21 protein-coding genes are annotated in these 19,634 nt (G+C 62.1%); 1 reads left to right on the forward strand and 20 read right to left on the reverse strand.

The window, feature by feature from the left end; genetic code table 11:
* Positions 1–2: 2 nt before the first annotated feature.
* Genes N6L27_RS05090 through N6L27_RS05110 form a run of 5 tightly spaced genes read right to left on the reverse strand, consistent with a single transcriptional unit; the run spans position 3 to position 3,951 of the window.
* Positions 3–818 (reverse strand): formate/nitrite transporter family protein, encoded by an 816-nt coding sequence (locus tag N6L27_RS05090; protein WP_271906025.1) that lies wholly within the window; start codon positions 816–818, stop codon positions 3–5.
* Positions 819–824: 6 nt separating this feature from the next.
* Complete coding sequence (locus N6L27_RS05095) at positions 825–1,385, reverse strand: hypothetical protein (protein ID WP_271906026.1); 561 nt, start codon at positions 1,383–1,385, stop codon at positions 825–827.
* On the reverse strand, positions 1,382–1,981 hold the full coding sequence (locus N6L27_RS05100; protein WP_271906027.1) for an SCO family protein: 600 nt from the start codon (positions 1,979–1,981) through the stop codon (positions 1,382–1,384). The genes N6L27_RS05095 and N6L27_RS05100 overlap by 4 nt, the downstream gene beginning before the upstream one ends.
* Positions 1,981–3,441 carry a cbb3-type cytochrome c oxidase subunit I gene (locus tag N6L27_RS05105; protein WP_271906028.1) on the reverse strand — a complete coding sequence of 487 codons (1,461 nt, stop codon included), beginning with the start codon at positions 3,439–3,441 and terminating at the stop codon, positions 1,981–1,983. Before N6L27_RS05105 ends, N6L27_RS05100 begins: the two co-directional genes overlap by 1 nt.
* Positions 3,442–3,951 carry a cytochrome C oxidase subunit I gene (locus N6L27_RS05110; RefSeq protein WP_271906030.1) on the reverse strand — a complete coding sequence of 170 codons (510 nt, stop codon included), beginning with the start codon at positions 3,949–3,951 and terminating at the stop codon, positions 3,442–3,444.
* 93 nt (positions 3,952–4,044) lie between these two features.
* Here N6L27_RS05110 and N6L27_RS05115 point away from each other — a divergent pair, with 93 nt between their 5' ends.
* Entirely contained in the window at positions 4,045–4,515 is a 471-nt protein-coding gene (locus N6L27_RS05115; protein ID WP_271906031.1) for an RrF2 family transcriptional regulator, read from the forward strand.
* Positions 4,516–4,556: 41 nt separating this feature from the next.
* Here the strand turns inward: N6L27_RS05115 and N6L27_RS05120 are convergent, their stop codons facing one another.
* From N6L27_RS05120 to N6L27_RS05190, 15 genes are all read right to left on the reverse strand, one after another.
* Complete coding sequence (locus tag N6L27_RS05120; protein ID WP_271906032.1) at positions 4,557–4,736, reverse strand: hypothetical protein; 180 nt, start codon at positions 4,734–4,736, stop codon at positions 4,557–4,559.
* On the reverse strand, positions 4,723–5,595 hold the full coding sequence (gene ccoP / locus N6L27_RS05125) for a cytochrome-c oxidase, cbb3-type subunit III (protein WP_271906033.1): 873 nt from the start codon (positions 5,593–5,595) through the stop codon (positions 4,723–4,725). Before ccoP ends, N6L27_RS05120 begins: the two co-directional genes overlap by 14 nt.
* On the reverse strand, positions 5,586–5,753 hold the full coding sequence (locus N6L27_RS05130; protein WP_271906034.1) for a cbb3-type cytochrome c oxidase subunit 3: 168 nt from the start codon (positions 5,751–5,753) through the stop codon (positions 5,586–5,588). Before N6L27_RS05130 ends, ccoP begins: the two co-directional genes overlap by 10 nt.
* On the reverse strand, positions 5,750–6,481 hold the full coding sequence (ccoO, locus tag N6L27_RS05135) for a cytochrome-c oxidase, cbb3-type subunit II (protein ID WP_271906035.1): 732 nt from the start codon (positions 6,479–6,481) through the stop codon (positions 5,750–5,752). Before ccoO ends, N6L27_RS05130 begins: the two co-directional genes overlap by 4 nt.
* A 6-nt stretch (positions 6,482–6,487) precedes the next feature.
* The gene (gene ccoN / locus N6L27_RS05140) at positions 6,488–8,110 is read right to left on the reverse strand and encodes a cytochrome-c oxidase, cbb3-type subunit I (protein WP_271906036.1); all 1,623 of its coding nucleotides are present in this window, start codon (positions 8,108–8,110) and stop codon (positions 6,488–6,490) included.
* A gap of 53 nt (positions 8,111–8,163) precedes the next feature.
* Complete coding sequence (locus N6L27_RS05145) at positions 8,164–8,910, reverse strand: DUF2189 domain-containing protein (protein WP_271906037.1); 747 nt, start codon at positions 8,908–8,910, stop codon at positions 8,164–8,166.
* A gap of 33 nt (positions 8,911–8,943) precedes the next feature.
* Entirely contained in the window at positions 8,944–9,363 is a 420-nt protein-coding gene (locus N6L27_RS05150) for a group III truncated hemoglobin (protein ID WP_271906038.1), read from the reverse strand.
* A 215-nt stretch (positions 9,364–9,578) separates the two neighbouring features.
* On the reverse strand, positions 9,579–10,616 hold the full coding sequence (locus N6L27_RS05155) for an extracellular solute-binding protein (protein WP_271906039.1): 1,038 nt from the start codon (positions 10,614–10,616) through the stop codon (positions 9,579–9,581).
* A gap of 20 nt (positions 10,617–10,636) precedes the next feature.
* Positions 10,637–11,446, reverse strand: coding sequence for an ABC transporter permease (locus tag N6L27_RS05160; protein ID WP_271906040.1), 810 nt, complete (start codon positions 11,444–11,446; stop codon positions 10,637–10,639).
* Positions 11,447–11,449: 3 nt separating this feature from the next.
* The gene (locus tag N6L27_RS05165) at positions 11,450–12,379 is read right to left on the reverse strand and encodes an ABC transporter permease (protein ID WP_271906041.1); all 930 of its coding nucleotides are present in this window, start codon (positions 12,377–12,379) and stop codon (positions 11,450–11,452) included.
* Positions 12,379–13,509 carry an ABC transporter ATP-binding protein gene (locus N6L27_RS05170; RefSeq protein WP_271906042.1) on the reverse strand — a complete coding sequence of 377 codons (1,131 nt, stop codon included), beginning with the start codon at positions 13,507–13,509 and terminating at the stop codon, positions 12,379–12,381. Before N6L27_RS05170 ends, N6L27_RS05165 begins: the two co-directional genes overlap by 1 nt.
* Before the next feature lie 335 nt (positions 13,510–13,844).
* Positions 13,845–14,984 carry an acetylornithine deacetylase gene (argE, locus tag N6L27_RS05175; protein ID WP_271906043.1) on the reverse strand — a complete coding sequence of 380 codons (1,140 nt, stop codon included), beginning with the start codon at positions 14,982–14,984 and terminating at the stop codon, positions 13,845–13,847.
* A 2-nt stretch (positions 14,985–14,986) separates the two neighbouring features.
* The gene (locus N6L27_RS05180; RefSeq protein WP_271906044.1) at positions 14,987–17,056 is read right to left on the reverse strand and encodes an oxidoreductase; all 2,070 of its coding nucleotides are present in this window, start codon (positions 17,054–17,056) and stop codon (positions 14,987–14,989) included.
* Between the two features lie 92 nt (positions 17,057–17,148).
* The gene (locus tag N6L27_RS05185) at positions 17,149–18,093 is read right to left on the reverse strand and encodes a LysR substrate-binding domain-containing protein (protein WP_271906045.1); all 945 of its coding nucleotides are present in this window, start codon (positions 18,091–18,093) and stop codon (positions 17,149–17,151) included.
* 33 nt (positions 18,094–18,126) lie between these two features.
* On the reverse strand, positions 18,127–19,623 hold the full coding sequence (locus N6L27_RS05190; protein WP_271906046.1) for an aldehyde dehydrogenase: 1,497 nt from the start codon (positions 19,621–19,623) through the stop codon (positions 18,127–18,129).
* Positions 19,624–19,634: the final 11 nt, after the last annotated feature.

Below are 19,634 nucleotides of genomic sequence, written 5' to 3' on the forward strand. Positions count from 1 at the left end.
TTTCAGCCGGTTTTTGCTGCAGATCCGGAACTCACAGCGGAGTCCACATGCGGGCGGGAAGCCGCGCGCCAGTAACCCCAGCCCATGATCACCGCGCCGGAGAAAGTGTTGCCCAAGGTGACAAAGGCGAGGTTACGGGCCGCACCGGCCAGAGAGATGCTGTCCGGGTGATCCGACATCAGCGCCACCGAGAACACCGTCATGTTGGCTATGCTGTGTTCGAAACCGGCGGCGATGAAGGCATAGAGGCACCAGAAGATGATGATGCATTTGGTCACGTCGTCCTTGGCCCGTGCCGCGCTCCACAAGGCCAGGCACACCAGCCAGTTGCACAGCACAGCCTTGGCGAACAGCTGCAGCGCAGAACCATGCATTTTCTTCGCTGCCACCTTGTACAGCAGTGCATCCTCGCCTGCGCCCAGGATCAGCCCGCCGCCGCCCGCAGTGAACACGGCCGCCAGCAGCAGCGCCCCGGCCAGGTTGCCGCCCCAGCTGGCCGCCCAGCAGCGCAGCAGGTCGCCGAGGCAAGTCTGGCCGGTCAGCAGGCCCTGCGTCATGTACATGGTGTGGCCGGTGAACAGCTCAGCACCGGCGAAAACCACCAGCGTCAGCGCGATACCGAAACTTGCGCCCATGACAATCGGGCGGAAAGCCCCCTCCACGCCCTGCCCCACCGAAAAGATCAGGAGAATTCCGGCCCCGACAAAGGCACCTGCCTTCAGCGCCAGGATCAGGAAGGCCAGCGGATCCGTGCGCAGGTGGAGGCTTTTCTGCCGGGCCAGATATGCAAAGTTCAGGACCGTCTCGGCATAGGTCATGTCACGTCATGCTCCGCATTTGGAACATCCGGCGCTGCCTGACGGCAGCCAGCGCGGATGTCCGAACAAAACCGGGACAGCCCAAATGCAGGCCAGCACCACGGCAAGCTGAAGAAAGGCAAATCCCAGATCCTGCTGGGCAGACACCAGGTAGGAATTGCAGATCCGCAAGGGGGCATGGGTGTAAAGGAACCCCAAAACCCCCAGCATCGACAGCGCATTGGCCTTGAGAAAGCCGCGCAGAACGGGAGCCAGCCACGGCCAGCTCAGCCGCAGCGGCACGCCAAGCAGCAAAGGCAGGCTCAGGTATTTGGCGGTCTCCCCGGCTGGCGTCAGCGCCCAGTCCACACTGCGCGGCAGCATCCAGAACAGAAAGGCCGTCAGAGCGGTCAGCAGCAGCGGAACCGCCCAAACACGCCGCCCGCGCATATCCCAGCTGATGAGCACGCCCGCCAGCACCAGCAAGGGCATCTGCACCAGCACATGCTGGATCGGGCTGGCCTCTGCTGCCTGACGCAGGGCAATGGCCTCAGCTGCGGCAAGCAGGGCCAGGACGGTCATCTTCATGGCTGCGCCTCCCCAAGATAGGCAACCACTGCCTGCACAGCATCCGTGTCATAGACCGCTGAAAACCGGCCATCGCCGTTGATCACATGAATCGCTGCGTTATGCTGAAACCCGCCCCATTCGTCCGGAATGACCGTCACATCAAACAGCTTCAACAAGCCTGGAAGATCTTTCTGCGACGGCCGTGCGATGGTCCACATGATCCCATCAGCCTCATGGGCATCTCCATAGATCGACATCTGCTCCGGCGTGTCCCGCTCCGGGTCGAAGCTGACTGACAGCAGCCGGGCCTGCACCCCTTGCGCCTGCAGGTGGTCGCGGATCCCGGCAAAATCCGCCGCCGCGGTCTGACAGATATCGCCGCAAACGGTGTAGATGAACTCAACCAGCACAACTTCACCCGCTTGCGGCAGCAGTGGCACCTGCCGGCTGGCCATATCCTCCAGAAGCACTTCGGGCACTTTGCGAGGCGACTGCAGAACATCCAGCCGCCGCGCCGCTTCGCTGGTGAAGGCCCGGGCCCCGTCCGTGGCCAGCCACAGGATCCCGCCGCCGGCCACGGCGGCGAGAACCGAAGGGAGAAAGCGGGCGGCCATCAGCCTTCGCGCCGCCCGAGCCGCGCCGCAAAGCGCAGGACAAAGACCAGCGTCCCCAGCACAACCAGCCCGCCGAACAGGGTGCCAATGCGGTCGTGGGCCAGCCATTCCTCATAGTGCACCGCCCAGCGCCGCGGGATCGAGGCAGCACCGGAGAACAGGAACACAGTCACGAACCCTGCGGCACCCGCCAGGTAGGTAACAAAGGCCGCCCGGTCCAAACCGTCCATCTGCGAGATGGTCTTGCCGCGCACCAGCCAGGCCATGAAACCAAAGGCCATCGCCACCTCCCCCAGCAGCAGGTAAGTGTGGAAATGCCCCGGCACCCACATGGTGTTGTGCATCACCTTGTTGACACTGATCATCCCGTCAATGGAGGCCGGAACCGACCCCACCGACCAGCCTGCAACTGACAGAACCAGAAGCGACGACGCCAGGTCCCAGGTCATCTTGGAGCCGCGCACATAAAGGAAGGTGGAAAAGGCGGTGACAGCAATCAGGGGAATGCCGCTGAAGTAGGAGACCAGCTGCCCCACAACCAGCATCCAGGGCGGCATGACCACATCCTGCAAAAGGTGGTGCCAGTAGACCGCCATCACAAAGATCAGCACCGCATTCCAGGCAATTGCAAACAGCCGGTTCGATTTCCACGGCTTGCCGGTGTATTCCGGCAGGATCTCGTAAACAGCTGTCACAGCCATATAGATCGAGGCGTTAATGAAGACATGGCCGAAGAAATAAATCAGGTTCTTTGCCAGCAGCGCATCCACCTCAAACCCCGGCACCAGCAGATGCACAAGGCTCGCCACCAGAACGGCCGCTCCCAGGATAATCCCGATCGAATTGAAGATGGTCACAGCGGCGGCAGCTACGATTGCGGGCGGCGGCGGATCATTATCCTCGCGCCCCAGGATCAGGTTCCAGCCCAGCGCCCGTACAAGGCTGCCATAGCGCGCATGGATCCGGCGGCCCAGCTCCAGGTAATACAGCAGAAAGCCCACCCCGATAGCGGTATAGCCCAGCATGAAGGCCGCGGCTGCTCCCGCCTCCCAAGCACCGCCGGACAGGGCCGGCAGAGGGAACAGGAAGGTCCAGGCGCCACCGTAGCCACCGATGAAGATGGCGCCAAGGATCAGCACCACTCCCAGCAGGAACAGGCCGAGGAAGGCCCAGAAAATGCCTCCCGACAGCACCAGATGGCGGCCGCAGAAGTACCACATGATGGCCGCACCAGACAGCGCCGCAGTGCCCACCATGCCCGCACCATGTGCCGTCAGCAGCTGGTAGAAAAGCGCGGCGTCCAGATCAATCCACTGCCCCTGCGCCGCGCGCATGAGGAGGCCGAAGACCATCATCAGCGCAAACACGGCACCAGAGAGGACCATCGTCAGCTTGACCGCCCCCGCCTGCGGCGCAGCCGCCGCATGCCCGGGCACATAATTTTCGGATACTGTGCTCATTTACCCCTCCGCCGCGATGACTTCGAATTCATTGACCATGTCGTGATGCGCCACGCCGCAGAACTCCATGCACAGGATCTGGTAGCTGCCCGGTTCCTCGAACGTGTAGGTGATCTGCGTGGTGTAGCCGGGGATCGCCTGCACCTGGGTCAGAAGTGTCAGATCGCTGTCATAGATGCCCATCCCATGGGTCACGTCCTCGGTTGTGACGTTGAAATTGACCGGCTTGCCCGCCGGGATTTCCGTGGTGTCGATGTCCCACCACCACTGGCCGCCGCTGACATTCACCTCCAGCGCATCACCGGTGCCGGCCAGTGCATGCGGCCACTCCCGCAGCGAGGCAACGGAGACGATCACGCCCAAAATCGTCATCACCCAGATCAGCCCGCTGCGTTTTGCGCTGGCGCCAGGCCCTGGCGCCGGACCGCGCGAGGCCCGCGCCGCCGCAACAAAGACCGCTGACAGCGCCGCCATCAGGATCAGTGAGATAAAAAGAACAACTGGCTGCATGCGCTGCCTCCATTTAATAGGTATTTCAAATGCCCATTATTGGACCGCCCGAATACATGTCAACAAAATACGTCTTTTCAGTGCATATTAATTATGGGATCAACGCTTATGCAGATCACCAAGTTTTCCGATTACGCCCTGCGCATCCTGATCCACCTCGCCACCCACGAGGACGGGCTGATGACCACCCGCGAAATTGCCGGGATGCAGCAGCTGCCGTTCAACCACCTGGCCAAGATCTCACAGTGGCTGACACACGAGGGCTATGTGGAATCGGTCCGCGGCCGCAACGGCGGCATGCGCCTGGCCAAGCGGCCCGAGGCAATTTCAATCGGCGCATTGCTGCGAAAATCCGAACACGGCACGCCGCTGGTGGAATGCATGAAAGAGGACGGCGGCTGCTGTGTGATGACACCGGCCTGCGGGCTGCTGCCGATCCTGTCTGAGGCGCAGGAAGCCTTCTTTGCCGCGCTCGACAGCCGCACCCTGAAGGACGTTCTGGAAGGAAACCGCGGCATGAAGAACCTGATCCGAAAGCTGGAAGCGGAGCAAGCCTTGAAATAGGCAGCAGCAGCCTGCAAGGCCGCTGCTGTTTTACCCCCTCTTCACTTGGCAGCACCGGAAACAGTGCCCTCCAGCACCTGCCCGTCCCAGGCTTCAAACGCCACGGACAGGTGCCAGGCCTTGAACCCGGCGTAGCCTGCCAGCAGCGCCAGTATCAGCAGGTACATCATCCTGCGGAAGCGCGGGTTCTCTTCAGACTGTGAGTTCTCAGTCCGCTGCATCATTGCCACTCCACAGCACATACAGGGTCAGCATCCGGATTTGGGCATCGCTCAGCCGCCCCTCCCAGGCCGGCATGACGCCCATCCGGCCATAGTAAACACTGCGGTAAATGTCGCCCCGGCTGCCGCCATAGATCCACCGGTCATCCCCCAGGTCAGGCGCACCGTTTTCATAGCCGCCACGCCCGTCATCACCGTGGCAGGCCGCGCAGTTGTCCTCAAACACCACCCTGCCCGCTTCTGCCAGCTCAGCGTCATGCGCGCGCGCCGAAAGCGACAGAACAAATTCCACTGCCTGCTTGACCTGCACCTTGTCCAGCATCCCGTCGGCGCCAAAGGCCAGCATCTGAGCGCTCCGGGTGTCGTCATGGGCCGCATTGATGCCATAACGGATGCTGTATTCGACCTCCTCCGGACTGCCGGACCACAGCCAATGCCCGTCCGTCAGATCGGGGAATCCGGCCTGCCCCGTCAGCCCCGTCGTGTGGCAGGCGGCGCAGTTGTCGGCAAAAAGCTTGCCGATCGCCAGGCCATACCGCGCCTCAAGCGCCGGGTCCGCCGCCAGCGCTGCAATGTCCTCGGACTGAAACGGCGCAAAGGCCTGCGCCCGCTCCGCCTCTGCCTGATCCACCGCAGCTGCCACCTCCGCCCGCGTGGAATAGCCCAGCAGCCCCTTGGCATAGCCGGAAACCAGCGGAAACGACGGGTACAGCAGCCAGAACAGCACCGAAACCGCAATGCTGGCCCACAACGCCCAGCGGGAGGCCCAGGGCACCGGCGTGTCCATCTCCTTGATCCCGTCCCACTCGTGGCCGGTAAGCTCGGTGCCAGAGAGCGGGTCCCTTTCCCTTATTCCCATGGCTGATCCTCCCGCCCGTCCAGCGGGGACTGCGCCGCATCGTCGTAGATCCGCCGCCGCGACGGCCAGTAGGTCCACAGCACGGCGGCCAGGAACACCACCAGCAGGTACACCAACCCCCAGGTCTTGGAGAACACAAGAACGGCATCATGGGTCATCGGCTGCTTTCCTCCGGGTCCAGCGTGTCCAGCTCTGCAAGCCTTCCCAGCATCTGCAGATAGGCGACCAGCGCATCCATTTCCGTCAGCCGCCCGGGCTGGCCGTCAAAATCGCGCACCTGCACTTTTGCGCCATAGCTTTCCTGCAGCTCGCCCTCGAAATTCTGTTCGAAGTCTGCCTGCCAGACCGCGTCCTTCTCTGCGTTTTCAATCTGGGCTTCGGTATAGGGCACCCCAGCGCGGCTCAACGCCTTCAACGCTGCGGGCAGATGGCCGGTCGCCAGCCGCGTGTCCGACAGGAAGGCATAGCCCGGCATCACCGAGCCCTCCACCAGCTCCCGCGGGGCCTCCAGATGGGCCACATGCCAGGCATCCGAATACTTGCCGCCGATGCGCGCCAGATCCGGACCGGTGCGCTTTGAACCCCATTGGAACGGATGATCGTACATGCTCTCGGCCGCGAGGCTGTAATGACCATAACGTTCCACGTCCGAGCGCAGGGTGCGGATCATCTGACTGTGGCAGGCATAACACCCCTCCCGGACATAGATGTCACGCCCCGCCAGCTCCAGCGGTGTATAGGGGCGCATCCCTTCCACCTCCTCCACCGTGTTCTCGATGGTGAACAGCGGCGCGATCTCTACGATGCCGCCGATCGAGGCCACCAGCAGGATTGCTAAAGCGAACCTGATGGAATTCCGTTCAAGCTTCTGATGCTGTGTGCTCATGGCTGATCACTCCGCGGGCTGGCTGGAGATTGGCCCCGCTTGCAGGGTTTTGGTCTTGCGCGGCCCGCTCACCGTCATCCAGATGTTGTAGGCGCCGATGCAGCCGCCGATCAGATACAGCAGCCCGCCCACCGCGCGCGCAGCATAGTAGGGATGCATCTCCACCACGCTGTCGAGGAAGGAGTAGAGAAAGGCTCCGTCGGCATCATACGTCTGCCACATCAGCGACTGCGTAATACCGCTGTTCCACATCGCACCGACGTAGATCAGCGTCCCGGACAGGGCGAGCCAGAAGTGCCAGGCCTCCAGCTTCAGGGAGTAGACGCCTTCGCGCTGCCACACCCAAGGCACCATCTTGTACATCGCGCCAAAGGTGATGAAGGCAACCCAGCCCAAGGCACCTGCATGCACGTGGCCCACTGTCCAGTCGGTGTAGTGGCTCAACGAGTTGACCGAGCGGATTGCCATGAACGATCCCTCAAACGTCGCCAGCCCGTAGAACAGCACCGCCACCATCATGAACCGCACCGCCGGGTCGGTGCGCACCTTGTCCCAGGCCCCATTGATGGTCAGGATGCCGTTGAAGACCGAGGCCCAGCTCGGCACCAGCAGGATGATCGACATGGTCATGCCGAGGTACTGCACCCAGTCCGGCAGCGCCGTGTAATGCAGATGGTGCGAGCCGGCCCAGAGATAGAGGAAGGTAATTCCCCAAAAGCCGACGATCGACATCCGGTAGGAATAGACAGGCCGGTTCACAGCCTTGGGCAGAAAGTAATAGAGCATGCCGAGGAAGCCGGCGGTCAGCAGGAAGCCAACGGCGTTATGCCCGTACCACCACTGCGTCATCGCATCCTGGGTGCCCGCAAACAGCGAATAGCTCTTGGGGTAAGCAATCGAGACCGGCACCGAGAGGTTGTTCACCGTGTGCAGCATCGCAATCACCACGATGAACGCCAGATAGTACCAGTTGGCGACATAGATATGCGGCTCTGCCCGCCGCGCCAGTGTTTTCAGGTACAGCGCCAGATACCCCAGCCACACCACCAGCAAGAGCAGGTCCGCGTACCATTCGGGCTCGGCGTATTCCTTGGACTGGGTGATGCCCAGCGGATAGCCGGAGGCGGCCAGCACCAGAAACAGGTTGTAGCCCCAGAACACCAGCCACGGCAGGGTTTCACTGGCCAGCCGCGCTCTTGAGGTGCGCTGCACCACATAGAACGAAGTGGCAATCAGCGCGTTGCCGCCAAAGCCGAAAATCACGCCAGAGGTATGCACCGGCCGCAGCCGCCCGAAGTTGGTCCAGGCCATATCGCCGTTCAGCGCCGGGAAGGCCAGCTGCCAGGCCAGGATGTCGCCCACCGCAAAGCCGATGATGGCCCAGACCAGCGCCGCAACCACGCCAAAGCGGATCACCCGGTCGTTATAGACCTGCGGCACCTCAGCCCGGGTATCACCCAGCCGGTTCAGCATCCACAGGACGCCCCATCCCGCCGCCAGCGCAATCAGCCATCCGTGCAGCACATAGGGAACCGGCACGCCCCAGCCCAGGATCGCCAGCCCGCCCAGCAGCACCAGGCCCAGCGCGCACAGGATGGCGGTGTCTTCCAAGGGAACTCTACCCAGCATCGGGACACTCCATTTTCAGAGGAAATCTTTCCTGGCCTCCCGGTCCCATGGCGTCAGCTCTCATTCCCGCCTCCATGAAACAGATCCGCATAAGCATGCCAGGTAGCGTAGCCAAGCAGCGGAAAGATCACCGCAAGCCCCAGCAGCCCGGTCAGCACTCCCAGCCCGGTCAGCAGGGTGATCGCCGCCCCCCACCAGACCGACAGCCGGAAATTATGCGTGGCGGCGTTGAAGCTCAGCCCCATGGCAGAGAAACCGTCGATCCGGCGCTCCACCAGCATCGGCAAGGAGAAGGCCGATACCGCAAACCCCAGCGCCGCAAACAAACCGCCGGTCAAGGACCCCGAAATCAGCAGCACCCAGCCCGCCGGCGTGCTGATCATCAGCACCAGCGTCTCAACAAAGCCGGCAAAGGGCCTGAGGCCATAGACGATGGCGAACAGCACCGTCGCTGCCCGGATCCAGGTCAGGGCAAACACCATCAGGATGGCGCCCACCAGCGCGATCTGACCTTTCGAGGCCACCTCGCGCCGACCGCGGGCCGCCGTGTACAGGCCGACCGTGGCGACAGGCCCGACCAGCACCCCGCCCGCCAGCAGCGGCAGCAGCATCCAGCCGGTGCCGGTTGCAGCCAGCAGCCAGATTGCGATCCACCCCAGAAGCACCAGCGCAGCGCCATAAGCCAGCGAGTATCCGGGATTGTCGCGCAGATCGGTCCAGCCCGCCGCCAGCCAGCGCCGCACCACGCGGGCGGGCGGCTCTGAAATGACCCGGGCCTTGGCGTACAGCGGTTCGGGCATGTCAGCTATCCTCCGCACAACACGCACCCCGGGTCATGTCAGCACCGGCGGCGCATCCGCCTCGCGCCGGAAGTTTTCCAGCCCGTAGGACAACCCCTTGCCGATGCGGTCTGCCAAGGCGGCAAAGGCCTTAGCAGTCTCCGGCTTCAGTTCCCGCTCCGCGGTGTCGCGGAACAAGGCCAGCCAGATCGTGAAATGCTCCGTTTGGATCCTGGGATTGGCCAGATGAACCTGCATTGGATTGCCCGAATATCCAGGCTCTCGCAGGATCGCCCCGCGCCAGAAGGCAGCGATGCGCGCCTCATGCTCCGGCCAGTCAGTGACCGCGGCATTGAACACCGGCCCCAGAACAGCATCCGCGCGGACCCGGGAATAAAAACGGGCGACAACCAAGGCAATCTCATCGGCTGTCACCTTGAACAACCAAGGCTGCTTGTGCGGCGAATCCTTCATGGCACCTCTCCATACATGCACGCCGCATTCATGTATCACAAAATAGGTATTGTAAAGTCGTATTTAAATCTTGAACAGGACTGGCTATGGCGCCAGGCACTTTCCAAGCGTCTGCGAAACAGCTCCGGAGGCAGAGGTTCAGGCTAGGATCTACGGCTCATGCTGCCCCGGGCATTCAGGGCCCGGGGCAGTTGTCTTGGCCGTAAACAGGGGCATCACTTCTTCAGGTTGGTCCAGATCTGATCATAGACCGCTTGGGTTTCCTGGTTGCAGACCTCGATGAACACGCCCTCACCCGCATTTGCATGGGGGTTCTTTTCCGGCTGCGCAGCCAGCGATGGATTGAGATGTTCGCTCACGCCGGTCACCCCAGCATTATACTGCGCATAGTTCGTGACTGCGGCGATGTTTTCAGGCTCCAGCAGGAAATCCATGAACTTCAGCGCGTTTTCCCGGTTGGGAGCGTCTTTCAGCAGCACAACATTGTCCATCCAGGCAACATAGCCCTGGGTCGGATAGGCGTATTCCACATTGGCGCCTTCCTCACGCGCCTTGGCAGCGAAACCGTCGTAGATCTGCCCGACAGCCGCATCGCCTGACACCAGAACCTCTTTGGCGGTGTCCGAGTTGAAAGACGCCCAATGCTGCTTGGCGTTCTGCAGCATGGCATTCAGCGCCTTCAGCTGCTCCCTGTCGGTGGAGCACTGCGGGATGCCCATATGCAGAGAGGCCATCGCCATCACCTCGCCCTGGCTGTCCAGCATGTTGATCTTGCCCGACAGCTCTGCCGGGGGCTCAAACAGAATGGCAGTGGTCTGGATATCGCCGCTGTAGGCGTCCCGGTTGACCGCAAAAGAGGTGGAGCCCCACTGGTAGGGGATCGAGGAAGCGCGGCCCGGGTCAAAGCTGGGGTCGGCCCATTCCGGGGCGATGTTGCCCTTGTTCGCCAGTTCGCCGTCAGCGATGGTGTCCAGCAGGCCCTCACCCGCCATTATGCTGACCATGTAGTCGCCCGGTACAGCCACATCGTAAGTGCCCATTCCGCCGGCCTTCAGCGTTGCCAGCATCGATTCATTGGAATCGTAGGTGTCCATGGTCACCTCAATGCCGGTCTCGGCGGTGAACTTGTCCAGCACCTCCTGCGGCATGTATTCGAACCAATGGTACAGCACCAGTTTGCCCTCGGCGGCGGCGGCGTTGGCAGCAACACTCAGTGCAAGGGCTGCGGCGCTGGATTTCAGCAGGTTTTTCATGTGTTTCCCTCCAGGTTGGATCATTTTGTGTTGTCGGATTTGCTGACGAAGTAGCTGATGGTGACCATCACGATTGAGATGCTCAGCAGCATGGTCGAAATCGCCATGATATTGGGTTTGATGCCCTGCTTGACCGAGCCGAAGATCGCGGTGGGCAGGGTCTCGACACCTGCACCCTTGACGAAATTGGTGATGATGAAGTCATCCAAGCTGACGATGAAGGCCAAGAGGAAGCCGGAGATGATGCCCGGCGCCATCAGCGGCATAAGGATTTTGGTGAAGGCCTGCCGCCGGGTGGCATACAGATCCATCGCCGCCTGCTCGAAACTGTCCTCGATCCCCTGCATCCGGGCCGAAATCGGCAGATAGGCAAACGGGATGCAGAAGGCGATATGGGCCACCAGAATGGTCATGTAGCCGCGGGTGAAGCCGATCGCGTTGAAGAAGATCAGCGTGGCAACCGCCGTTACGATCTCCGGCACCATCAGGGGCAGCGAGATCAGGCCGAAAGACACCGTGCGAAGCTTGAAGTTCCCGCCCCGGACCATGGCAGTTGCCGCGAGGGTCGCAATTGCCGTGCTCGCCGTGGCCGCGATAATGGCGATGGTGAAGCTGTTGAAGGCAGCAACCTTGAACTTCTCGCTTTCCGGCCCGGTGAACACCTCGGCGTACCAGCGCAAGGAGATCCCCTCCCAGTTGGTGATCGATTGGGAAGCGTTGAAGCTGTAGATGGTGACAATCACCAGCGGCGCATAGAGAACCACCAGACACAGGAGAGTGATGGAGCGGAAGCCCTTGTAGGCTTTGATATTGTCATTCACATGCGCCATGGCTCAGCCCCCTGCCTTGTCTGCTTTGGCCTGCTGGCGGGCGGAGAACATCAGGATGATCAGCACCATGGTCAGCAGGATCATTGAGGCGGCGGCGCCGAACGGCCAGTTGCCCGCATTGCCCTTGAACTGCTCCTCGATCAGGGAGCCGATCATGAAGTTCTTGGCGCCGCCCAGAAGATCCGGCGCCAGGAAGGAGCCCATCGAGGGGACGAACACCAGGATGCAGCCCGCTACCACGCCCGGTTTCACCGCAGGCAGCACGATGCGGCGCAGGGTGGTCCACTTGCTGGCGTAAAGATCCGCCGCAGCCTCAGACAGCGAGAAGTTGTAGCGCTCCACAGCGGCATAGACTGGCAGCACCATGAACGGCAGGTAGGAATAGAACAGCCCCAGCTGCACTGCGAAGTTGGTGTTGACGATGTGAATGGGGCTGTCGATCAGCCCGGTGCCGATCAGGAAGTCATTCAGCGGCCCTTGGTCGCGCAGCAGGAACTTCATGCTGACAGTGCGGATCAGCAGGTTCACCCAATAGGGAATGGTGATCAGGAACACCCAGACAGGGCGCACGTTTTCAGGCCGTGTGGCAATGAAATAGGCGGTCGGGAAGCCGATCACCAGGCTGAGCAGCGTCGCTGCCCCGGCCTGCCAGATCGAGCGCCAGAAGATAGTGATATAGGTCCATTCGATCGTGGGCGGCTCATCCCCGAACAACCCGCGGTCAAAGAAGAACTGGTCATAAGCCGCCAGGGAAAACTCCCAGATCACCCCGCCGCGGAATTCCTTAGTCAGGAAGGAATAGATCAGCATCATGCAGACGGGACCCAGCACAAAGATGCCGAGCACCGCCCAGGAGGGCAGCAGCAGCCAGCCGCGGGCGTCCTTGTAGGTATCTGCGCGGGCCGAGCCGCCGCTTGCTGCGCCTGCTGCCATCAGTCCATCAGGAGGCGCCCGGCCCCCAGCTCCATGTTGACGAAAATCTCGCTGCCCGGCTCAAAGATCCGCTTGTTGCCGCGGTCGGAATTGGAAGTGCGCACGATGAACTGCGGCCCCTCGGCCAGATCAACCAGCGTGCTGATGTCGGTGCCCACGAAAATATTCTCGGCCACCCGGCCCTTGAGGCTTTCAGTCTCCACCGGCACGTCGGACATGAACAGCCGCTCGGGCCGCACCGACATATGCACCTTGGCACCCTCACCGATGCCGTCAACCGAATTGCAGGTAAGTGCATGGCCGCCGCCCAAGTGGCAGACTGCGCGGCCATTGCGGACCTCATCGACAGACACCTCCAACAGGTTGGTTTCACCGATAAAGTCCGCCACGAACATGTTGCGCGGCCTTTCGTAAATTTCGGTCGGGGAACCCAGCTGCTGCATCTCCCCTGCCGACATCACCGCGATGCGGTCGGACATGGTCAGCGCTTCCTCCTGATCGTGGGTCACGAAGATGAAGGTGATCCCGGTTTCCCGCTGCAAGTGCTTCAGCTCCAGTTGCATGGCCTTGCGCAGCTTCAGGTCCAGCGCCGACAGCGGCTCATCCAGAAGCAGGACTTTTGGCTGTGGCGCCAGCGCTCGCGCCAGCGCCACACGCTGCTGCTGGCCGCCTGAGAGCTGAGACGGTTTGCGGGCAGCGAATTGCGACAGCTGGACCAGTTCCAGCATCTCACCTGCCCGTTTGCGGGCGGCGGCTTTGGTTTTGCCGCGCATTTCCAGGCCAAAGGCCACATTGTCCAGAATGGTCATATGCGGGAACAGCGCGTAGTTCTGGAAAACTGTGTTCACCGGCCGCAGGTGCGGCGGCAGGCTTTCAATCTCGTCGCCATAAAGCAGGATCTCGCCCTCGGTCACATCCTCGAACCCGGCGATCATCCGCAACAGCGTGGTCTTGCCGCAGCCCGAGGGGCCCAGCAGGGTGAAAAACTCATTGTCCTTGATCGTCAGCGATATCCGCTTGAGGGCGGTGAAGTCCCCATAGCGTTTGACTGCATTGCGCACATCAATCGCATCTGTCTTGTTGCCAGGCACTTGCGCCTCCCCTCTGCCGCGTGTCGTTAAATCCAGCATAGGAAGGGCGGAGGGCTGCTTTAAGAATTGACTCCCTCAGCAAATGTTAGTCTCTGCCTAACCTTCTAAAATGCAGCCCAGCCAGAGCCTTAGAAAGATCTTCAAAAGATGCTGCGGCTGGTTTGCCTCAGCTCTGGCCTGCCGGTTTCGCAAGATGGCAAGGGACGCGGTCAGCCGGATCACCACCAGCTATCCACCAACGCAATTCCCCGCGCTGAACGGGAACTTGTCGGCCGGACACAGGCCGCGCGACCAGGTAAATGGCCTCGGCAATAGTCGCCGCGCCGATCCGCCCGGGGGCATCAAGTCAGGCGGCCATTGCCGTGCCGTGTTTCTCAAGTTGTCAAATCGTCCAGAATCCGGTCCATCATGGCGTCGCAGGCGGCAAGCTGGCTCAGCTCCAGATATTCGTCAGGTTTGTGCCCCTGCCCCTCCATCGAACCCGGACCGCAGACCACAGTGGGCACACCCAGCTGGTCAAAGAACCCGGCCTCTGTGCCAAAGGCGACCTTGGCGGCGGTATTGCTCTGGGCGAGCTTCTGCGCAAAAGGGACGACAGGGCTGTCTGCAGGCACGTCCAGGCCGGGATAAGCGTTGCACTGCTCCACCTCGATACGGGCCTCAGCCGGGTAACGCCTGCTGGCCCGTTCTGCGGCGGCCTGTATGCGGGCCAGAATGTCCGCACTGCGGTCGGCCGCCAGATGCCGGTACTCAAATGTCAGTTCCGCACGGTCCGGCACGATGTTGAGCGCGGTGCCGCCGTTCATCTTGCCAACATGCACGGTGGAGTACGGCACCGCATAGGCCGCATCCCGCGCGCCATTGGCGGCAAAATCCTGTTGCAGCGCACGCAGTTCAGCCAAGAAATCCCCGGCCAAGTGCAATGCATTGGTGAAATTCGGCGCCAGGGCAGAATGGCCGGCTTCACCATGGCACACCGCGCGCAGGGCCGCTTTACCCTTGTGCCCAATGGCGACTTCCATCCCTGTTGGCTCCCCCACGAAACAGGCGCGCGGCTGGCCGATCAGCGGCGCCAGGCGTTCCAGCATCTCTTGGATCCCGACACAGCCGACCTCCTCGTCGTAGGACAGCACGATCTTCAGCGGCTCTTTCAGATCCGCCTTCGCCGCCCGGTCTGCCAATGCCAAGACACTGGCGGCAAAGCCCTTCATATCAGTGGTACCGCGGCCGTAGACGCGGTCTCCGTCCCGGGTCAGCCGGAAGGGATCGCGGGTCCAGTGCTGCCCATCCACGGGCACCACATCGGTGTGGGCAGACAGCAGGACTCCCTGCCCCGCCGGGCCTTTCTCGGCGTAAAGCCCGGTCTTGGCGCCATCCGGCGACGGCAGCCGCATCACAGCGAAACCGCGCTCAATCAGGAAACCTTCCGCATAGGCGGCAAGCTTCAAATTGGAATTGCGGCTGACCGTGTCGAACCCGGTCAGCCGCTCCAGTATGTCCAGCGTCGCTGTCATCGTCAGTCCACGGCCAGCTCGGTGATTTCGCGGCGGAAAGGCAGCGCGTCACCGATGTCCGGCCCGTCAAGCTCCCGCGCATAGCGGTGGCCCGCATAGGTCGCCCAGGCAATCGGACCCGGCGCACTGGCGTCGCCGATGATCTTGACCGACTTGATGCCGGCATCCGCCCAGTCCGCGTCGCGGGCGCGCAGATCCTCGTAGATGCTGTCGTTGCCCGTGCGCGAGGCGACCATCACAACCGCATCCGCCTCGATGTTCCAGGCGCGGTCCGTGTAGGTGCAATTGCTGATCACATGGCCCGGGTGGATTTCCGTCACCCCGCGGTTCAGCACGATCTCCACCCCGGCCTCAACAAGGCGCGGATGAATGGCAACCTGTTCCAGCGTATTGTTGGTCCAGTCGCTGACAAAAGCCGAGGGCGTTACCAGCGTTACCTGCGCACCTTTGGAGGCCAGCAGTTCGGCCAGAACCCCGCCCATATAGTAATGGTCGTCGTCATAGACCACCACGCGGCCTTCGGGGATGGTGCCATCCATCAGATCGTCGGGGGTATAGACCTTTGCACCCTCACCAATCGGCATCGGCACCACATGCTGGCGGGAAACCCCGTCCCGGCGCCAGGTGGAACCGGTGGCGATACAGATGTTTTCAAAGCCGAACTCCAGAATACTGTCCGCATCCAGCGGGCTTTCGCGGTAGATCTCCACATTCGGGCGCTGGCTCAGCTGATAGTCGCGGTAGTCCACCACACGGCCCCAGGCGTTCAGTCCCGGCAGCTGGCGTTCGCGGGTGACACGGCCGCCGATCACGTCCTTCGCCTCGGCCACCGCCACGTCATAGCCGCGGCGGCACAGCGCCCAGGCCGCTTCCAGTCCTGCCGGGCCTGAGCCGACGACCAGCACGTTGGAGCTTTCGCCCTTGGTGTTCATCTTCTCCGGATGCCAGCCCTTGCGCCATTCCTCCATGAAGGTCGGGTTCTGGGTGCAGCGGCTGATCGACATGGTCATGTCGCCGGTAATGCAGATGTTGCAGCCGATGCATTCACGAATATCCTCGATCCGGCCTTCCTCGATCTTCTTCGGCAAGAAAGGATCGGCAATCGAAGGCCGCGCACAGCCGATGAAATCGAGCGTGCCGGATTTAACCATCTTGGCCATCACATCCGGGCTGGTGAAGCGGCCGACACCGACGATGGGCTTATCGGTCAGCTCATGAATGCCGCGCACCAGATGTTCCTGCGCAGCTTCCTCCTTGAAACGGGACGGGCCGGAACAATCCTCCCACGTCCCCTGCGCCAGGTCCCACAGGTCCGGCAGGTTTTTGTTCATCTCGATGTAATCGCGCACCTCGGCGTTGGAGAAACCCAGTTCCCCGATGGTCTCGTCCAGCGAAACCCGCAGGGTGATTGCCATGGTATCGCCCACGGCGTCGCGCATGTCCGCAATCACTTCCTGGCTGAACCGCGCCCGGTTCTCCAGACTGCCGCCGTATTCATCCGACCGCTGGTTGGTCGCCCGGCTCAGGAAGTGCTGGAAGATGCCGAACCCATGCGCGCCATAAAGGCAGATCAGATCAAACCCCGCCTCTTTCGACCGTTTCGCCGCATTCACGAACCAGCGGCGCAGGTCCTTGATGTCCTGCTTGTCCAGCGCACGGGCCTGCACCGGGTCATTGGTGAAGGTGCGGATCGGCAGCGCAGAGGGCGCAAGCGGCACCTCCTTGGAATAAAGGTTCGGACCATTGATCCCGGAATAGGCCAGCTGGATCCCGGCCAGCGCACCGTGGGTCTTCATCCGCTCCGACATCTTCCTGAGCTGCGGGATGTCTTTGTCCTCCCACAGGCGCAGTTCGATGAAGGGCGTGATTTCCGAAGTGTGATGCATCTCGCACTGTTCGGTGAAGATCACGCCCCAGCCGCCCTCCGCCTTGATGCCCCGCATCGCTGCCGCCGCAGAGGGGTCCCTGTAGCCGCCGCCGTTGCAGTGGGGCACCTGGTAAAAGCGGTTCTTGGCGGTGAGCGGGCCGATCTTCATCGGCTCGAACAGAATATCATAACGGGGATCGCGCAATTTCCATCTCCTTCGGTGCAAGAGCCCCACAAAGGTACAGGACCGGCCCAAAGGCGAAAGTTGCGCTTACGGAAGCATTGATTAGCCGTCGCCTAAGCGCCGCCGCCGTCCCCGATGCGTATACCCGGCACGCTGCCGTCAGTGATCCGCTCCTTGCAGTAGCTGATGAAGGTCTTGACGGTCAGCACATTCTCGGCGCCCTCAGCGGTCAGCAAGCCCATCCGCATCGGCCGCAGCTTGCCTTCGATCGGCACGAAACTCAGCTTGCGCCCGTCCGGCGCCATGTCTGTTACCGGGCGTATATTGGCAATGGAATAGCCAAAGCCGTTTGCCACCAGCCCGCGCATCACCGCCATATCGCGTGTGCGCTCGGCAATCTGAGGTGTAACTCCAGCGCCCTCAAAGAATGACAGGAAGTACTCAGCGCTCAGCGGCAGATCCAGCAGCACCATCGGATGCCCGGCCAGGTCTTCCACCGTGACGCTGTTGCGGCCCGCCAGCGGGTGATCCTCGCTCAGCAAGGCATAGGGCGGCAGCTCCGCCAGTGCGTTGAACTTAAGGTCCGCCGGGATATTCAGGTCATAGGTCAGCGCCACGTCGATGCGCGCCTGGCGGATCAGCTCAATCAGCCCGGCCTGGTCGCGCTCCGTCTGGCTGATGGTGACGGCAGGATAGAGCGCCTCGAACTGGCGGCGCAGGCCCGGCACGATCAGCTGGGCAAAGGTCAGCAGGCATCCCACCGACAAGGGCCCCTGCACAAAGCCAGAGATATTGTCCGCCAGACGGCTGAGCGCCCCGGCCTCATACAGAACGGCGCGCGCCTGATCCATGAACTGATGCCCGGCCTGGGTCAGCGACAAGCCCTGCGCGTGCTTGCGCACAAACAGCTGCAGGCCGAATTCGTTCTCCAGCTGCGACACAGCCGCAGAGATCGACGGCGAGGACACATTCACCTTCTCCGAGGCCAGGGCAATGGACCCGGCCTCGCCGACGGCGACGAAATACTCCAGCTGGCGCAAGGTGAAACGCAAAGGCATGTCAGCAACTATGCCGGAGCAGGACCGGGCCGATCAAGCCCGGTATTTGATCCAAGTGGTTTTCAGCGCGGTATATTTTTCCAGGCTGTGCAGCGACAGGTCACGCCCGAAGCCCGACTGCTTCATGCCCCCGAACGGTGTCTGAGCTGACAAAGCGTCTACAGTGTTCACCGAAACGGTGCCAACCTGCAGCTTGTCCGCCACCCGGCAAGCGCGGCTGAGGTTGCCGGTCCAGACCGACGCCGCCAGCCCATAGATCGAGTCATTGGCCATGGCGACGGCCTCCTCCTCGCGGTCAAACGGGATCACCGACAGCACCGGGCCAAAGATCTCATCCCGGGCCAGCGGGTTGTCGTGGCTCACGTCGTCAAAGATCGTCGGCTGCACGAAACAGCCCTTGCCATCAACGGTCACCCGCTCGCCGCCCGCCACCAGATTGGCCGAGGATTTGCCCGCCTCGACAAAGCGCATGATGCTTTCGGTCTGCTTCTCATCCACGATGGCGCCCATTTTCGAGGCCGGATCCAGCGGATCACCCGGCTGGGTAGCCGCGGCGCGGGCAATCAGCTTCTCGACAAAGGCGTCCTTGATCGAGCGCTCCACATAGAGCCGCGAGTTGGCCGAGCAGACCTCCCCCTGATTGAAGAAGATGCCAAAGGCAGCCATGTCGGCAGCCGTGTCCAGATCCTCGCAATCCGCAAACACCAGGTTGGGGCTCTTGCCGCCGGTTTCGGGCCAGACCTGCTTCAGGTTCGACTGCCCGGAATACTGCATGAACATCTTGCCGACTGCGGTAGAACCCGTGAAAGCAAGGCAGTCCACATCCATATGAAGACCCAGCGCCTTGCCCGCGGTTGCACCATAGCCCGGCACCACGTTGAAGACCCCGTCCGGCACCCCGGCCTCAGCCGCCAGTTCCGCCAGCCGCAGCGCTGACAAAGGCGACTGTTCCGCCGGTTTCAAAACAACCGAGTTGCCTGCGGCCAAGGCCGCCGCTGCTTTCCAGGTCGCCATGTCCAGCGGGAAGTTCCAGGGCGTTACAGCCCCGACCACGCCCAATGGCACGCGGCTGACCAGCGCCAGATCGCCCGGCCCGGTCGGCGCCACCTCGTCATAGACCTTGTCGATGGCCTCGGCATACCATTGAAAGAAATGCGCAGACCCGGGCGCGTCGATGGTGGCCGCATCGGTCACCAGCTTGCCCATGTCCAGGCTGTCCAGCAGCGCCATCTCCTCCAGATTTTCCCGGATCAGGTCCGCCAGTTTCAGCATCACCGCCTTGCGGTCCCCCGGCGCCATCCGCGACCAGCGCCCATCCTCAAACGCCCTGCGGCCCGCCGCAACGGCGCTGTTCACGTCTTCTTCATCACATTCGGAAACCTGCGCCAGCACCTCGCCCGTTGCCGGGTTCACGCTGGCAAAGGTCCTGCCCGAGGCCGCATCTATGAACTTGCCGTCAATAAAGGCCTGACTGCGGAATGAGAGAGCCGCAGCCCGGGATTTCCAGTCGTCAAATGAATAGTCCAGCATCGTCTCTCTCC

This window comes from Leisingera sp. SS27 (assembly GCF_028368855.1).
In the GTDB taxonomy this organism is placed as follows: domain Bacteria; phylum Pseudomonadota; class Alphaproteobacteria; order Rhodobacterales; family Rhodobacteraceae; genus Leisingera.

What these genes read in the sequence shown, in the direction of transcription:
- N6L27_RS05090 (WP_271906025.1), bottom strand. Translation starts at nt 818, where the DNA reads ATGACCTATGCCGAGACGGTCCTGAACTTTGCATATCTGGCCCGGCAG.
- N6L27_RS05095 (WP_271906026.1), bottom strand. Translation starts at nt 1,385, where the DNA reads ATGAAGATGACCGTCCTGGCCCTGCTTGCCGCAGCTGAGGCCATTGCC.
- N6L27_RS05100 (WP_271906027.1), bottom strand. Translation starts at nt 1,981, where the DNA reads ATGGCCGCCCGCTTTCTCCCTTCGGTTCTCGCCGCCGTGGCCGGCGGC.
- N6L27_RS05105 (WP_271906028.1), bottom strand. Translation starts at nt 3,441, where the DNA reads ATGAGCACAGTATCCGAAAATTATGTGCCCGGGCATGCGGCGGCTGCG.
- N6L27_RS05110 (WP_271906030.1), bottom strand. Translation starts at nt 3,951, where the DNA reads ATGCAGCCAGTTGTTCTTTTTATCTCACTGATCCTGATGGCGGCGCTG.
- N6L27_RS05115 (WP_271906031.1), top strand. Translation starts at nt 4,045, where the DNA reads ATGGGATCAACGCTTATGCAGATCACCAAGTTTTCCGATTACGCCCTG.
- N6L27_RS05120 (WP_271906032.1), bottom strand. Translation starts at nt 4,736, where the DNA reads ATGCAGCGGACTGAGAACTCACAGTCTGAAGAGAACCCGCGCTTCCGC.
- ccoP (WP_271906033.1), bottom strand. Translation starts at nt 5,595, where the DNA reads ATGGGAATAAGGGAAAGGGACCCGCTCTCTGGCACCGAGCTTACCGGC.
- N6L27_RS05130 (WP_271906034.1), bottom strand. Translation starts at nt 5,753, where the DNA reads ATGACCCATGATGCCGTTCTTGTGTTCTCCAAGACCTGGGGGTTGGTG.
- ccoO (WP_271906035.1), bottom strand. Translation starts at nt 6,481, where the DNA reads ATGAGCACACAGCATCAGAAGCTTGAACGGAATTCCATCAGGTTCGCT.
- ccoN (WP_271906036.1), bottom strand. Translation starts at nt 8,110, where the DNA reads ATGCTGGGTAGAGTTCCCTTGGAAGACACCGCCATCCTGTGCGCGCTG.
- N6L27_RS05145 (WP_271906037.1), bottom strand. Translation starts at nt 8,910, where the DNA reads ATGCCCGAACCGCTGTACGCCAAGGCCCGGGTCATTTCAGAGCCGCCC.
- N6L27_RS05150 (WP_271906038.1), bottom strand. Translation starts at nt 9,363, where the DNA reads ATGAAGGATTCGCCGCACAAGCAGCCTTGGTTGTTCAAGGTGACAGCC.
- N6L27_RS05155 (WP_271906039.1), bottom strand. Translation starts at nt 10,616, where the DNA reads ATGAAAAACCTGCTGAAATCCAGCGCCGCAGCCCTTGCACTGAGTGTT.
- N6L27_RS05160 (WP_271906040.1), bottom strand. Translation starts at nt 11,446, where the DNA reads ATGGCGCATGTGAATGACAATATCAAAGCCTACAAGGGCTTCCGCTCC.
- N6L27_RS05165 (WP_271906041.1), bottom strand. Translation starts at nt 12,379, where the DNA reads ATGGCAGCAGGCGCAGCAAGCGGCGGCTCGGCCCGCGCAGATACCTAC.
- N6L27_RS05170 (WP_271906042.1), bottom strand. Translation starts at nt 13,509, where the DNA reads ATGCTGGATTTAACGACACGCGGCAGAGGGGAGGCGCAAGTGCCTGGC.
- argE (WP_271906043.1), bottom strand. Translation starts at nt 14,984, where the DNA reads ATGACAGCGACGCTGGACATACTGGAGCGGCTGACCGGGTTCGACACG.
- N6L27_RS05185 (WP_271906045.1), bottom strand. Translation starts at nt 18,093, where the DNA reads ATGCCTTTGCGTTTCACCTTGCGCCAGCTGGAGTATTTCGTCGCCGTC.
- N6L27_RS05190 (WP_271906046.1), bottom strand. Translation starts at nt 19,623, where the DNA reads ATGCTGGACTATTCATTTGACGACTGGAAATCCCGGGCTGCGGCTCTC.